General features: G+C 30.7%; 13 protein-coding genes. 7 read left to right on the top strand and 6 right to left on the bottom strand.

Going from position 1 to position 14,776, the window contains the following annotated elements:
* The first annotated feature begins 748 nt into the window (after positions 1-748).
* Complete coding sequence (locus tag ACJDT4_RS02880; protein ID WP_406786023.1) at positions 749-2,029, top strand: MBOAT family O-acyltransferase; 1,281 nt, start codon at positions 749-751, stop codon at positions 2,027-2,029.
* An 11-nt stretch (positions 2,030-2,040) separates the two neighbouring features.
* Positions 2,041-3,090: a hypothetical protein gene (locus tag ACJDT4_RS02875; protein ID WP_406786022.1), complete on the top strand. Its 1,050-nt coding sequence runs from the start codon at positions 2,041-2,043 to the stop codon at positions 3,088-3,090.
* Between the two features lie 36 nt (positions 3,091-3,126).
* On the opposite strand, the gene ACJDT4_RS02870 is transcribed toward ACJDT4_RS02875, so the two are convergent.
* On the bottom strand, positions 3,127-4,314 hold the full coding sequence (locus tag ACJDT4_RS02870) for a metal-dependent hydrolase family protein (protein WP_406786021.1): 1,188 nt from the start codon (positions 4,312-4,314) through the stop codon (positions 3,127-3,129).
* Positions 4,315-4,515: 201 nt separating this feature from the next.
* Here ACJDT4_RS02870 and ACJDT4_RS02865 point away from each other — a divergent pair, with 201 nt between their 5' ends.
* Positions 4,516-5,397, top strand: coding sequence for a cation diffusion facilitator family transporter (locus ACJDT4_RS02865; RefSeq protein WP_406786020.1), 882 nt, complete (start codon positions 4,516-4,518; stop codon positions 5,395-5,397).
* A 45-nt stretch (positions 5,398-5,442) separates the two neighbouring features.
* On the opposite strand, the gene ACJDT4_RS02860 is transcribed toward ACJDT4_RS02865, so the two are convergent.
* Positions 5,443-7,623, bottom strand: coding sequence for a glucosaminidase domain-containing protein (locus tag ACJDT4_RS02860; protein ID WP_406786019.1), 2,181 nt, complete (start codon positions 7,621-7,623; stop codon positions 5,443-5,445).
* Between the two features lie 180 nt (positions 7,624-7,803).
* Here ACJDT4_RS02860 and ACJDT4_RS02855 point away from each other — a divergent pair, with 180 nt between their 5' ends.
* The 4 genes from ACJDT4_RS02855 (at position 7,804) to ACJDT4_RS02840 (ending at position 11,652) form a co-directional block, all read left to right on the top strand.
* Entirely contained in the window at positions 7,804-8,316 is a 513-nt protein-coding gene (locus tag ACJDT4_RS02855; protein ID WP_406786222.1) for an RNA polymerase sigma factor, read from the top strand.
* Entirely contained in the window at positions 8,313-8,759 is a 447-nt protein-coding gene (locus tag ACJDT4_RS02850; RefSeq protein ID WP_406786018.1) for a hypothetical protein, read from the top strand. Before ACJDT4_RS02855 ends, ACJDT4_RS02850 begins: the two co-directional genes overlap by 4 nt.
* On the top strand, positions 8,749-9,273 hold the full coding sequence (locus tag ACJDT4_RS02845; protein ID WP_406786017.1) for a hypothetical protein: 525 nt from the start codon (positions 8,749-8,751) through the stop codon (positions 9,271-9,273). The genes ACJDT4_RS02850 and ACJDT4_RS02845 overlap by 11 nt, the downstream gene beginning before the upstream one ends.
* A 369-nt stretch (positions 9,274-9,642) precedes the next feature.
* Complete coding sequence (locus ACJDT4_RS02840; protein WP_406786016.1) at positions 9,643-11,652, top strand: methyl-accepting chemotaxis protein; 2,010 nt, start codon at positions 9,643-9,645, stop codon at positions 11,650-11,652.
* A 99-nt stretch (positions 11,653-11,751) separates the two neighbouring features.
* Here ACJDT4_RS02840 and ACJDT4_RS02835 read toward each other — a convergent pair whose 3' ends face one another.
* Genes ACJDT4_RS02835 through ACJDT4_RS02820 form a run of 4 tightly spaced genes read right to left on the bottom strand, consistent with a single transcriptional unit; the run spans position 11,752 to position 14,718 of the window.
* On the bottom strand, positions 11,752-12,612 hold the full coding sequence (locus ACJDT4_RS02835; RefSeq protein WP_406786015.1) for a cysteine ABC transporter substrate-binding protein: 861 nt from the start codon (positions 12,610-12,612) through the stop codon (positions 11,752-11,754).
* 23 nt (positions 12,613-12,635) lie between these two features.
* Positions 12,636-13,379: an amino acid ABC transporter ATP-binding protein gene (locus ACJDT4_RS02830; protein ID WP_406786014.1), complete on the bottom strand. Its 744-nt coding sequence runs from the start codon at positions 13,377-13,379 to the stop codon at positions 12,636-12,638.
* Positions 13,380-13,394: 15 nt separating this feature from the next.
* Entirely contained in the window at positions 13,395-14,072 is a 678-nt protein-coding gene (locus ACJDT4_RS02825; RefSeq protein ID WP_406786013.1) for an amino acid ABC transporter permease, read from the bottom strand.
* Complete coding sequence (locus tag ACJDT4_RS02820) at positions 14,053-14,718, bottom strand: amino acid ABC transporter permease (protein WP_406786012.1); 666 nt, start codon at positions 14,716-14,718, stop codon at positions 14,053-14,055. The genes ACJDT4_RS02825 and ACJDT4_RS02820 overlap by 20 nt, the downstream gene beginning before the upstream one ends.
* Positions 14,719-14,776 lie beyond the last annotated feature (58 nt).

The raw sequence follows: 14,776 nt of genomic DNA, 5'->3' as shown, positions 1-14,776 counted from the left end.
GAATAATTTATTTTGTCTTTAGGCCCTAGTTTTGTTTATAGACAGGATGGTACGAATGAACTGTCTTTATTTAATTAATCATCTCAAACATTATATTATAAATCTAAAATAAATGCAAACATACGCGGGGTTTGGGCGTGAGCCCATTATCCTTCTATAACCATAAGCAATTACTTTTTTAGCAATGAGTTGAAATGAAGAGTAAATAAAAAAGTAAGGCCGCGGGGTTTGGGCGTGAGCCAATTATCCTTCTATAACCATAAGCAATTACTTTTTTAGCAATGAGTTGAAATGAAGAGTAAATAGAAAAGTAAGGCCGCGGGGTTTGGGCGTGAGCCCATTATCCTTCTATAACTGTAGCTTTAATTAATATAATAAGTTGATTTTCATTTTTTAAAGTGTTATGCTAAAAAATGTGTTATCATTTTGTTATTGATTTGTTATCAATTTGTTATTAATTATGTAATCTTTAATTCATAAATATACAATAAAATAATATTTATATACTGTTTGCGGTTTAAATTAATGTAATAGAAATTAGGTGTTTACTTTGCTATTTAATTCATTGGAATTTTTAATATTTTTTGTAATAGTTACTGCTATTTATTACATAATACCATATAAGCTAAGGTGGATATGGATTCTTATATCAAGTTATTACTTTTATATTCAAACTTCTCATCCTAGGTACATTATAATACTTTTAATGATTACAGTAATTAGCTATCTAAGTGGATTACTAATTGAAATGACAAATAAAAAACATAGTGAAAAAATAAAGAAAAGTATTTTAATAGGAAGTATTTTATGTAATATAGGGTTATTATTTTTGTTTAAATATTTTGATTTTTTTACGGATGTCATACAAGGAATTCTAGCTATAGTTAATATTAAAATGAATATCCCTAAATTAGGGCTTGCTCTACCTGTTGGTATATCATTTTATACCTTTGAGGCAGTAGGATACATTATAGATGTGTATAGAGGCAACATAAAAGCGGAAAAAAATTTACCAAAGTATGCTTTATTTATAGCTTTTTTTCCTCAATTGCTTGCAGGACCTATAGAAAGGGCCAAGCATATGCTTGATCAGTTTCAAATAAAGCATTCTTTTAATTATGAAAAAATAAAAAGTGGATTGCTATTGATTCTATGGGGGCTTTTTGAAAAATTAGTAGTAGCAGATAGGTTAAGTAAGCTAGTAGATACGGTGTTTTCAAATCCAGATAGCTATAGAGGATTTTATGTAGTTATTGCATCTATATTTTTTACTTTTCAAATTTATTGCGATTTTTCAGGATATTCAGATATGGCAGTGGGAGTAGCAAGAGTCCTAGGAATTGAACTTACGAAAAATTTTCAAAGACCATATTTTTCAAGGTCTATAAGGGGATTTTGGAGAAGATGGCATATTACACTTTGTTCATGGTTTAAAGATTATCTTTATATACCACTTGGGGGAAATAGGTGCAGTAAAATAAAAAACTATAGAAATATTATGATTGTATTTATTGTCAGTGGATTATGGCATGGAGCTGCTTTGAATTTTATAGTTTGGGGCACTTTGCATGGGGCTTATCAGGTTATAGAAAAGGTTATGGAACCACTTGGTAAAAAAGTCATTAAGAAATTTAAAATTAATACAGAGGCTTTTGGATATAAATTTTATCAAGTTATAAGAACCTTTATACTTGTAGACTTTGCATGGATATTTTTTAAGGCAAATTCTCTCTCAGCTGCTTTTAAATTAATAAATAATATGTTCTATTTTAATCCTTGGGTACTTAGAGATGGATCTATTTATAATTTGGGTCTTACAGATAAGGAATTTGGTATTTCTATATTAGGCATAGTAATAATTCTGGTGGTTAATTTATTGCAGAGAAAAAATAACTTATATTGGTGGTTACAAAGTAAAAATATGGCAGCTAGATGGTCGGTATATTTAGCAGCTGCATTAATTATAATTATATTTGGTGTCTATGGGCCTGAATATAATCCTCAGCAGTTTATTTATTTTCAATTTTAGGAGGAATATCTGTGGCTAAAAAGGTAATAATGAAAGGGTTAACTTTTGTTATCATATTAATTTTCATAATGATACTTATAAATTCTATATTTGTTGTAAAGACAAGTCAGCGGGGTAAACTAATTGATGGCTTGTATAAATACACTAAGGATAATTATGATGTGGTGTTAATGGGATCAAGTCATATGAATGGTGGTATTGATCCAAATGTTTTGTGGAACAAATATGGAATAACAAGTTATAATTATGCAACAGGTGGTCAGCCTATAGATGTTACATATTATTTACTAAAAGAGGTTTTAAAGACTCATAAAAATCCTATAGTTGTAGTTGATCTTTATTATTTGGGGTTGACGGATGAGTATGGTGATGAAGGATATATAAGAAATGTACTTGATAATATGAAAATTTCCTTTAATAAACTCCAGGCTATCCAAAATTGCATACCGCTTAAAACTAGAATAAGCTACATATTTCCTATTCTTGAATACCACGAAAGATGGAAGGAATTAAATTCAGAGGATATAAATTATGATCCCTCAAAATATTATTATGAAAAGGGGTTTGAAGCAGGAACAACCCAATATGGTAAGGATAATTCAAAGGTTACGAAAACCTCTGAAACATCGGAAATACCAAAAAAAACAGGAGAATATTTAAATAAAATCATTGATTTATCTAAAACGCAGGGCTTTAAATTGGTTTTTATTGATACTCCTTATGATTATACAAGTGTAAAGGAAATGAAAAATTGGGTAAAAAATCCCCAGAAGATGTTTAATAAAGTAAAGGAAATTGCTAAAAAAAATAAAATTCCTGTTATAGATTACAATGATAAGGATAAGTTAAAGGCAATAAAGTTTGATTTTAAAAAGGATATGAATAATTCTAGTCATCTGAATGTATGGGGTGCTTATAAGGTTACTGAAGATTTTGGAGAATTTCTAAAGCAAAACTTTAAACTTACGGATCATCGTAAGGATAGTGAATATAATCAGTGGAACTTGGATTACAAGAAATCACAGGCAGCTTCTATTTCTAATAATGAAGATAAAAAATGAGTTACAGTTAAGCAATTGTAACTCATTTTTTTAGAATTAGAATATTATTTTTTTACCGTCTTTATAAACCTCGACTACATTCATTAAAGTATCAATGTTGAGAAGAGGATCTTCATTTAATACGATAAAATCAGCTATTTTTCCAGCTTCAAGGGTACCAAAATCCTTGTCAACACCTAGAAGCTCTGCAGCGGTTTTTGTTGAGGCAACTATTGCTTCCATAGGAGTTAATCCAGCTTTAACCATTAAATTTAATTCAAAAGCAGTTTTTTCTGGTCCATTGAATGGAGTGCTTCCATCTGTTCCCATGGCGATTTTAACACCAGCAGCTTTTGCTTTTTGAAAGCTTTTTATATGATCTTCAATAACTCGTTTTGATTTTTCTACCATGTAAGCTGGTATGCCAGCTTCTATTCCATTTTCAACAATAAAATAAGGTGCATTTAAAGTAGGAACAAGGTATGTACCTCTTTGAAGCATAAGTTCAATAATTTCATCAGTTAAATAAATTCCATGCTCTACAGAATCAATTCCAGCTAGCACAGCATTTTTTATTCCTGTAGCACCTTGAGCATGGGTTGAAGTTTTTTTACCAACTTTATGAGCCTCTATAACAGCAGCTTCGATTTCATCTTGGTTAAGCTGTGGAGAGCCTGGTTCTACCCCAGGAGTCATAACACCACCTGTTGCCATTATTTTTAGAAAATCAGCACCGGCTCTAAGTTGTTCTCTTGCAGCTTTTCTTACTTCGTCTACGCCATCACATTCTCTTCCCATTTGCCATCCATGTCCACCTGTCATAGTTAATGGCTTACCACTTGCAAGTATTCTTGTACCCTCTATAAGGCCGCTGTTAACAGCATCTCTAATGTCTATGTTTATAAAATTTGGAGCTCCCATATCTTTTACAAATGTAACTCCGGCTTTTAAATATTTTTTAGCATTTGCAGCAGCATGAAAGGCTATTGTAGCATCAGACTGTTTCTGAGCAAATGGATCACCAACTGGTTCCATAGTTATATGTACATGACAGTTAATCATTCCTGGCATTATAGTTTTTCCAGATAAATCAACAATTGTTGTATCACTTTTTAATTGGAATTTATCAGCAGAACCTATCTCTTTTATCTTATTATCTTCTAAAAGTAAACCTGAATTTTCTATTACAGCATTTCCAGTTCCAGATATAAGTTTAGCACCTTTAAAAAAAATATTTTTACTCATATTTTTGCCCCCTAGTTATATAATATATTGTAAAATAATTTGTCGAATTTTAAATGAATTGGTTGTGTAATTGTGAATTGATTGAGAAATTATTAATTATTATAATAATAGCATAAAATTTTTTTATGTACAATCATACATTTTGTTTATTTTATAGATTTATAGGAATAATAAATTTATAAACTTTTAGGGAGCATGGTTATGGAAGAAAATTATAAGAATCTCAAAATTGCACAAAGAGGTGCAAGTATTAGTCTAATAGTGTATGTAATTTTGTCAGCTTTAAAATTATTTATAGGTTATTTGACTAGCTCAAAAGCACTTACTGCTGATGGACTAAATAACTCAACAGATATAATATCTTCTCTAGCTATAATAATAGGACTTAAGATAGCTAGGAAACCTGCAGATGAAGATCATGCTTACGGTCACTTAAGAGCAGAAACTATAGCGGCACTTGTGGCAGCAATTATAATGATAGCGGTTGGCATTGAGGTAATTTATACTGGAATTTATTCAGCCGTTTTTTTTAGAGCTAAGGCACCTGATATACTTTCAGCAATTATCGCCATTGTTTGTGCTGCAGCTATATATTTAGTTTATGTATACAATAGAAAAACTGCAGTTAAAATAAATAGTCAGGCTTTAATGGCGGCAGCAAAGGATAATCTTTCGGATGCACTTGTAAGCATTGGAGCTGCAGTTGGCATAATAGCATCGCAATTTGGTTTTCCATGGATAGATCCAGCTGCATCAATAATTGTAGGAATTTTAATATGTAAAACTGGGTATGAAATTTTTAAGGAATCTGTACACAGCCTAACAGATGGTTTTGAAAAAAATAAACTTGATGAGATGATTAAAAGTATAAATTCTATTAAAGAGGTTAAAAACATTAGAGATATAAAAGCTAGAGTTCATGGAAATAATATTTTAACGGATATTGTAATAGCTGTTGACCCAAAACTAACAGTTAGTGAAAGTCATAAGACAACAGAGGAGGTAGAAAGAATACTTAAAAGAGATTTTAACATAAGGCATGCAATAGTTCATGTGGAACCGGAAGAAGAAAATAAAAAGTGACAAGTTACAAAAATTATTATAGGCTTGCCACTTTTATTTTTAGTTTTATTTGTATACTGGAATATCAAAAGTCAATTTTGCGTTTGGACAAAGGTCATATAGTGATTTTAAGTTATAGATTTCGTTAAAAGCCCATCGTACGTCTGTTGCGTATTGATGCCATAAAGTATTTGGATTCCATCTCATTTTATACAGCGTGTTTTGATCGTAGTTAGAGTTATTAATGTAGAAAGTTGCTACAAATTTAGCGCCACCTTTAATTGCATCATCAATCGAAAACCAACCTTCGCTATAAGCACGCTGTGCTCCGGCATTAATAGGATCTGCGTCAACAGCACCTATTCCAAATAAGTTGTATACTGTTTTCCCATTTAAAGTTATACCTGTTGCAAGCTGAGAAGTTCCATTGCCAGTCTCTTCTAAAGCATGACAAACTAGATATATTGGACTTATGTTGTTGTCTTTAGCAGCTTGTAGAAAAACATCTCCTTTATTTTCGAGAAGACCTTTACCCTTTAATGCACTGTTTAGTACGTCTGCTGTTATTCCATCACAATAATTAAGTCTTAAAAATTGATACTTGCCGTAATCATCGTATATGTAGTTAGATGGATCTAGATATTTAAGAATATCATCGCTGCTGGCTGATTCCCAAGTTCCGGATGAGGTTTGAGTCATTGGGCTATCCTTTGCTTCCATATCTAAAACTTGCTGCAAAGTATAGTTGTAATTTGTTTGTACATATTGAATATTAGAGGAAGGAGCACTTCCTTGAACATCCACAGTAAGATAATAATAATTATCATATTTACCTAAGTTGCCTGTATCTGTAATCATTCCATCAGTGCCATCAGCTTTTACTAAAACTAATATTTTATATTCTCCAGCTTTAAAAGGTGGATTAATAGAAAGCTTATAAACAATATTACCAGCTACTGCTGCAATGTATCCATTTGTAGCATCAGTCCAATTAACACCTGAATCAGAGGAGATAAATACTCTATACTGAGCTTTCGGCAGTTGAGGGGAACTTACATTAAGTATTAAAGGATCGCCCTCTTTTAGATTTAATGAGGTATTTTGAACATTTATTGTGGGTAGTACTTGTCTTTCGAGTTCGGAGTAATCGTCATAATATCCCAAATTATCACTGCTTATAACTCCTTGAGTTCCAGCTTTTTTTACACATACAGAAATTTTAAATTTACCATAGGAGAACTTTTTATTTATGTTAATAGTATAATATTTATTTCCATCAACAGGTGAGGAGTACCCATTAGATACATCTTCATATGTATTATTTTCTGTGTTGTTTACAAAAACTCTATATTGTACCTTTTCGTCTGTATTAGCTAGTACTTTTATTGAAGTACCTTGATCTAAAGTTAAATCGTCAACTTGCAAATCTTTAATTTTTACTGAGCTTGAAGGTGGATTAATATACTGACTTAAACAGTAATAATCGCTGTAGTCATCAGTATTACTATCGGATAGGTTTTTTAGATACAATCCTATTGAATAGTTTCCAGGGTCACTTAATTTACCAAGGTTAATATTAAACGGAGAAGAACCGTCAACAGGTGTAGAATACCCGTTGGTTTTATAAACCCAGTCACTTGAGCCTTCCTTTTTAGTAAGTACCTTATACTCAATTTTTCCATTTATACTAGCATCAACATTTATGTTAACATCATCATTTGTAGAAAGCGTAGAAGAATTATTTATAGTGACATTAGGTATTACGTTTTCATCAAAATAGTAACAATCATCATAGTTTCCAAGATCAGAGTTGTTATTAACTCCAGTTGTCCCAGATTTTTTTGCAAGAACAGCAATTTTGTATTTTCCTGTGGATAAGCTATTAACGCTTGCAGTATAGGTCTTATTTCCTGGTGTCGGAGAAGAATAGCCATTAAATAGCTCGGTCCATTTCTTTTGGGAATCTGAATAAATAAAGAAATTATATTGGACATCGGAATCTGTATTTGAAATAGCACTTATATTTAAAGTACTGCCTTTAGTTAGTACATTATTGTTTGTGGTTACAGATGTGATTTTTACAGTTTGTCCATTATCACTTTGAGAGGTTTCACTAGTTGTAGCTGCATATATTTTTTGGTTATATGTTATTAAAAAAAAAGTTATAATAATTAATAGGCTTGTTCTTATTATTTTATGTACAATATTAGTTTTTGAATAAGTTGCTGAATTTTTATAAATCAACATAAAAATCTCTCCTTAATAAAATAAAAGTTAAACTTTACAACATATAGTATAACACAGCGTAAACATAGATTCATGTCAAAAGGTTGTAAAAAATTTAAATTGAAGTATATAATTTTTTTATAAAATTGAAGTGTTTTTTATTTGTGCATCGTTATAGTAAGTGTAAGGATAAAAAAGGCGGTGATAATCATTGAAAAAGAGCAGTTTGCAAACTATATAAAAAAATATGAACGGTTAATTATTACTATTTGTTTATCCTTCACTAAAAATTACTTTGATGCTGAAGATTTAGCTCAGCAAACCTTTTTGGCAGCTTATAAAAATTATGAAAAGTTTGATGGTGAAAATTTTAAAGCATGGATTACTAAGATTGCTGCAAATAAATGTAAGGATTTTCTTAAGAGTCCTGCAAGAGCAATACATAGTTTATCTGATAGTGATTGCGAGTGTCTAGAAGCTTATGATGATTTGCCAGAGGATATTGTTATAAAGAAGTATGATACAGACAAGATAAGTAACTTGTGTAATAAGCTAAAAGAACCTTACAAAACAGTGGCACTTAATTATTTTTGTGGCAATATTAAGTTGTCCGATATGTCTAAAAATACAGGTAAAAGCTTAAAAACTCTTCAAACGCAGCTTTATAGGGCAAAAAAAATGCTCAAAGCTTTATGGAAGGAGGAAGTTATATGAAAAGTACATTATTTGATGAAAAAGGTCATTTAAGTAAAACGGCTATAGAAGAATTAAAGATGGGAAATTTAAGCGATGATGATATGATTTTGGCGTCTGAACATATTTCCAGTTGTGAAAAATGTGCAGATTGTTTTGCAAATAGCTTTGATGATAATGAACTTGTAGATGCTCCTCTAGGTTTTGAAGAGGAAATTCAAAGTAAAATAGAAAAAAGTAAACGAGTTAGAAGGGATTTTATGTTTTATTCATTTAAAGTTGTAATTGCAGCTTGTGTTGCAATTATAATTACTTTTTCAAATGTAGTTAGCTTTACTAGTAATAAGCAAATAAAAAGATATATGAATACTTCAAGCTTAAATGTAGTGAGTTCAATTAACAGTAAACTTATTGATTTTTCTCAGAAAGTAATTAATATGGAGGTTTTTAAACATGCAAAATAGAAAAAGTAGATTTTTAGCCTTTGTTTTTTCCTTTTTTCCAGGAGCGGGCCATATGTATCTAGGATTTATGAAAATGGGATTGTCACTTATGGCTGAATTTTTATTTGTGGTATTTATTGCAAATGTTTTACACATAGGGCCCATTCTTTATATTTCGCTTTTAATTTGGTGCTATGCATTCTTTGACTGTCTAAACAAATGCCATTTAAGTGATGATGAACTCTTTAATATTGAGGATCGATATCTATTAAATAGTAATGACATATTTAAGTTTGATAATAATATACTTAATAAAAGAAAATTGATATTAGGAATAGTGATTCTAGTTTTGGGTATTTATGCGTTATGGAATACCTTTATGAATATTTTGCAGGAAATAATACCACAAGAAATATTTGATTTTATTTCTAACACATCAAGGACTATTCCACAAATATTGATAAGTGTTGTAATAATTATTGTAGGAATAAAACTTATCATAGGTAAGAAAAGGGAGAGCGATAATGATGACTAGAAAACATATTCAAATATGATGTAGGAGCTATAATTTTGTTAATGCTATTAAGTTTTTTTGCAATGGGAATGGCATTTATGCAATTTGCTATAGAACATTCTAAACAATTTAGAACAGTAATTAACTTTTAATAAGTAAAATTTAAATTTATATATTAAAGAACGTACTACAATTTTTATGTAGTACGTTCTTTAATATATAATAACAATATATGTAATTAATTTAAATTAATAAAATTATTTTAATAAAAAAATAAACGAAAAATATTTTTAATTAGTCGAAAAAAGTAAATATATTGATTTTTATATCGATAATAATTGTATAGTTAAGCACTAAAATAAATTGTTTACTTAATAGGAGGACAAAATTATGAAGATAAAGAATCTAAGGCTAAGAAGTATTAGAAGTAAGTTAATTATTAGTTTACTCGCCATTTGTGTAATACCATTATGTATATCTGGCTATAGTTCATGGTTTCAGGCAAAATCAATACTTGAAAATAAATTACAAGTAACGAGTAGTCAAACACTTTTAGCAGTAAACAATGGTTTGTCGGATTATTTTAAAGGATATTATCACATGGTTTCGGTAATTTCAGCTAATGACGATTTTATTAGTATTGATAAAAGCGATGATGCTAATGAAATAGTGGATATTTTAAAGGGAGTTAAAGAAAGTGATGGAGAAATATTTAGTGCATACTATGGAACGGAAAGTGGAAAGTTTCAAATATATCCAATTCAAAAGATGCCAGAAGGATTTAATGCTAAAGAAAGACCATGGTATAAATTAGCCTTAGAGAATAAGGGGAAAGTTGTGATAACAGAACCTTTTAAGGATGCTAAAACGGGTAAAAGAGTTGTATCCTTAGCAAAAGCTGTAGAAAATGATGGTGCTGTAATTGGTGTAACAGCAATAAACGTTTCTTTAGATACACTCGTGAAAAATTTATCTTCTAAAAAAATTGGAACAGCTGGATACATATTTATTTCCAATGCATCTGGAATTATGATAGCACATCCCAAAACTGATTTAATTGGAACGGATACAGCGGCAAAATTATCATTTTGGAATAAAGCGAAAAATGAAAAGAGTGGATTTGTTCAGTATAAATACAATGGAATTAAAAAGTTTGCAGTATATCAAACAAATAACACTACTGGTTGGAAATTAGTGGCCACATTAAGCTATGAAGAATTATCTAAAGATACGAATTCAATACTAAAATTTGTATTATTAACAATACTAATCATAGGTCTAATTTCTGTGTTAGTATCTATGCTTTTAAGTAAAGGTATGTCAAATAATATTAAAGGTTTAAAGGAGGTATTTGCAAAAGCTTCAAATGGTGATTTAACGGTTTCAGCAGTTTCGACAACAGAAGATGAATTTAAAGATTTGGCAGATTCCTTTAATCTTATGATTGATAATATTTCTACACTTATGAATAATGTTACGGAATCCGCTGATGTGGTATTTAATACTTCTGTTAATTTGGCAAATATGTCAGAGGAAGTTACAGCATCTATGGGAGAAGTAGCAAAGGCTGTTGAAGAAGTTTCACAAGGGTCCTCAAGTCAAGCTGAAAATGCACAAAAAGGTGCATTGGAAATGAATGAACTTTCTAATAAATTAGATGGAATTAGTGTAAGTTCAAATGAAATGAATAAGCTTTCTTCTGGTACTAAGAATTTAAGTACTAAAGGATTAACTATGATAAAGGTGTTAATTGAAAAGTCTACTAAAAATAAGGATGCGACAATTAAAGTGAATGATATAGTAAAGGATATGAATGATAGTACAAAGCAAATAAATATTATATCGGAGACTATATCAGATATAACAGAGCAAACTAATTTGTTAGCTTTAAATGCAAGTATAGAAGCTGCGCGTGCAGGAGAATTAGGTAAGGGTTTTGCTGTAGTAGCAGATGAAATAAGAAAATTAGCAGAACAATCCAGAGCTTCTACAGATGAAATAAAAGCTGTAGTTGAGACGATACAAAAGAAATCTAGTGTAGCAGTAGAGGCTATAATATCTACCGAAAACATAGTAAAAGAACAATATACAGCAGCAGAAGAAACTGAACAAATATTTAATAAAATATTGAAGGCAATACAAGTAATGATTGATAAGGTTTATGATGTAAAGGTTTCTGTTGGTGATATAAATAGTGCAAAACAGAGTACAGTAACAGAAATTGAGAATATATCTGCTATATCAGAAGAGACAGCAGCCTCAACACAAGAGGTTACAGCGTCAACAGAAGAAATAACATCTACTATGCATGAATTTACAAAGCATGCTGATAATCTTGAAAAATTAGCTGAAAAATTAAAAGTTGAGGTTCTTAAATTTAAGATTAAAGGTAGAAATTAAGATATGTAAATTATTAACGATGTTTATAACTGTAGTCACAATTTAAATAAAGCCTAAATCTTAGAATTTTAAGATTTAGGCTTTATCTATATATGATTGCTATTTTAATTTTCCACCTTCAATAACAAGGTTGTCCTCATATTTATCACCATATGTTGATTTTAATGTTTCGTCATAGGCTTTGTGTATGAAGTTTTCTTTTCCGAGACTTTCAAGGTCCTTATTAATCCAGTTAAGAAGCTCTGTGTTTCCTTTTGCAACAGCAGGAGCTATAGTGTCTTGCCCTCCAAAGCTTGCTACTCCAACAGTAAAGCCAGGATTCTGCTTTGCCCATGCAAGTACTTCTGTGTTATCACTAACTAAAGCGTCACCACGTTTGTCCTTTAAAGCTTCAAAAATTTCTGAGTATTGATCAAATTTTACTAGTTGGACATCTGAAAGATTTTTTGTCATGTAAGTTTCAGCGGTTGTGCCTTTTGCAACTATAACCTTTTTACCTTTTAATTGCTCAACTGAAGTGATTTGTGCATTATTTGGTGATACAATTCCAAGAGAAACCTTCATATAAGGATTTGCAAAATCAACCTTTTGCTTTCTTTCGTCTGTAACCGTAAAGTTCGCCATTATTATATCAACTTTATTTGTTTGAAGGTAAGATACTCTGCTTTGAGCATCAACTAGTACAAATTTAACCTTTGATTCATCCCCTAGTAAATCTTTTGCAAGTCTTTTAGCAATATATACATCAAAGCCTTGGTTTTTACCATTAGAATCTACGTAGCCAAATGGAGACTTATCACTGAATACCCCAATTCTTATGTTACCACGTTTTTTTATTGCTTCAATGGAGCTATTTGATGATTTTGTGCTTGTTGAATTTGAGGAACTACAGCCAACTAATCCCCCAGCAATTATTGTTGCAGCAAGTACTGTTGATAAAAATCTTCTTAAGTTTTTCATAGATAATCTCCTTTTTGTTTTTTTTAGTATTGAAATATATTTAAAAATTGTTTGGCTCTTTCAGTTTTAGGCTTTGTAAAAAATTCTTTTGGACTAGAAGCTTCACATATTTTACCATTGTCTATAAATATTATTTTATCTGCTACAGCTTCAGCAAAGTTCATCTCATGAGTTACAATTACCATTGTCATGCCTTGTTTTGCAAGATTTAATATAACCTCTAAAACTTCTCTAACCATTTCTGGGTCAAGGGAAGCTGTAACTTCATCAAACAGCATTATTTCAGGATTCATGCATAGAGCCCTAACTATGGCTATTCTTTGCTTTTGTCCTCCAGAAAGTTCACGTGGATAAGAGTTTTTACGGTCAAGCAGTCCAACTTTATTTAGTAATTCCTCAGCTTGTTTTAACACTTCATTTTTATCTCTTTTTTGAACCTTAGTTGGTCCTAAAAGTATATTTTCAATGACGGTCATGTGTGGAAAAAGTTCATAGCTTTGAAATACCATTCCTATTTTTTGGCGAATCTCTTGCCAATTTATATTTTTATCTGTAAGGCTTTTATTAGCAAACTTAATATCGCCACCTTGGATAGTTTCAAGGCCATTAAGGCATCTAAGCAGAGTACTTTTTCCACAACCGGAAGGACCTAAAATAACCACTACTTCACCTTTTTTTATATTTAGATTGATGCCATTTAGCACATTTTTTTCTTTAAATTGTTTTTGCAAATTGTTAATTTTAATTAGTATTTCCTTATCCTGCATAATTTCAAAGCCTCCTTAGTATTGCCATTTAGCCTCTAATTTTTTTGAAAGTAACGATAGTGGGTAACAAATTATAAAGTATAGTACGAAGATAATTCCATAAACCCAAAAGGATGCGGTAGGCACTTTTAGGCGAGAAAGTTCTATAATCTGTTGTCCTATTTTTGTAACATCCATAACTCCTATTAAAACTACTAAGGAGGTTGTTTTAATCATTCTTGTAGACAGGTTTATAGCTCCCGGAAGAATTCTTCTTAAAGCTTGCGGTATAAGAATATACCTATAAAGTGCCAAGAAATTAAGCCCTATAGCTTTTCCAGATTCAATTTGGTGTTTAGGAAGAGATTCTAATGCACCACGGACTATATCACCCATTTCTGCTGCCCCCCAAAGGCTAAACACTACTATTGAAACTAATTCTCCGCTTAATTCTATGTTTAATATAGTGGTGACTCCAAAATAAAAAATAAAGAGCCAAACTAAAGTCGGTATTATTCTAAATGCCTCTAAATATAAGCGATTAATAAAGCGTATAGGTTTTGATTTTGAGGTTCTAATAATCCCGATTAATATACCTAAAAGTGAACCTATAATAATAGAGATAAAAGCAATTTCTATAGTTGTTAGTAATCCTCCGAATAAGCGTTCTATATTCTTTCCATCAAAGATTACGTTAATTCCCAAGTTCTGCATAGCGAACCTTCCTTTCTACCCAGGTAAGAAATATTGACAAAGGCAAAAGTATGATTAAATATGCAACTACAAGCATTAAAAGTGATTCAAAGGTTTGATAATACATGCCTATTAAGTCCTTAGTTACATTCATAAGATCTAAAATTGATATTGCGCCTAGGATAGAAGTTTCTTTTAGTAAAAATATGCAATTTGCACTTAAGGATGGTATACTTACCGAAAATGCTTGAGGAAATATTATATATCTAGCAAGTTGAAAATTTGAAAGTCCCAGGCTGAGACCAGATTCAATTTGTATTTTTTCAACAGCTTCAATACCACTTCTAAAGGATTCGGACATATAACTCCCACCTAGAAAAGTAAGTCCAATTATAGCACAGGTATTTTCACTCATTTTCAAACCAAATTTAGTAAGCCCGTAGTATAAGAAAAATAGTTGAATAAGCAGCGGGGTGTTACGAGAAAGCTGTATATATCCTTTAACTAATATGTTTAAACCTTTGATTTTATAGTACTGTATAAGGCTGCATATAATTCCCAGTAATATGGAAAATAATATTCCCCAAAATGCAAGTTTAAGCGTAAGTAAAGCTGCTTTTTCGTATAATGGCAAACTTTTAGCAATAAATTGCCAATTTATATTCATATTTTTGGTCACCTCTCCAAAGAAATATAACAAAACTTAGTGGAATAGTATGATATAT

Origin of the sequence: Clostridium neuense (assembly GCF_045310695.1) — a bacterium.
Lineage (GTDB): Bacteria > Bacillota > Clostridia > Clostridiales > Clostridiaceae > Clostridium_S > Clostridium_S neuense.
This window is presented reverse-complemented; position numbering and strand designations above follow the sequence as displayed.